Below are 828 nucleotides of genomic sequence, written 5' to 3' on the forward strand. Positions count from 1 at the left end.
CGTGCCAAAGGAAAAAAGAGAGGTTATATCATTCTACCCGTTGGAGTTCCTGCGGGGATTTCTGCTGAGCAAGCTTTAAGACACAACAAGAGATACAAGGTTGTTTGGCAAGTGATCAATGCTTTGCTTGCTCATGATGAGAATTTTGAAGTTATCCTTAACCAGATGATTTTAGGGCAAGATGTAAGTCATACCCTAGAGATTCTTGCCTTAGACAGTATGACGGCTGTTGAAGATAAAATCTCAATCCATGAGAAATCAGAAAGTGTGGGATTAAAAATTGGAAAACCAGCCTATGAACCTTCTAAGAGTATTGGAGTACAAGGAAGATTACCCTTTTTTAAGGAGTTCCGTAATGCTCTCATAACCCTTCTAACGAAGAAATTTGCTATTGCGGATTATTGGGAAAACTGGGCTGGCAATGTTGCTGAGATTGCTCAAAACCATATCAACCGTCTTCAAAACATGCTCTCTGATGAAAAGAGTGAAGCCTCTCATGCCTTTGAGAGCTTTCATCTTGAATTAAAGAACAATTTAAACAGTGATATTAAACAAGAAGAAGCAGTTGAGATGTTAGCACAGCATCTTGTAACGCGCCCTGTGTTTGAAGTTTTGTTTGATGGCAATGAATTTGTTCAAAACAATACCATCTCGCAAGCAATGGATAAGATTTTAAAGGAATTAGACAAGACAAATATTGAAGAAGAGTCAAAGGATCTTAGAGAGTTTTATGACAGTGTAAAATTACGTGCCTCTGGTATTACGACCCCGCAAGCAAGACAAAATCTCATTATTACGCTTTATGAAAGCTTTTTTGCCAAGGCATTT

At 38.2% G+C, this 828-nt stretch carries 1 pseudogene; it reads left to right on the top strand.

From position 1 onward, the window contains the following. Positions 1-828, top strand: a pseudogene (locus J7R12_RS08580) (damage-inducible protein); the annotation flags it as partial.

Source organism: Bartonella vinsonii subsp. vinsonii, assembly GCF_902825235.1.
Classification (GTDB): Bacteria; Pseudomonadota; Alphaproteobacteria; order Rhizobiales; family Rhizobiaceae; genus Bartonella; species Bartonella vinsonii.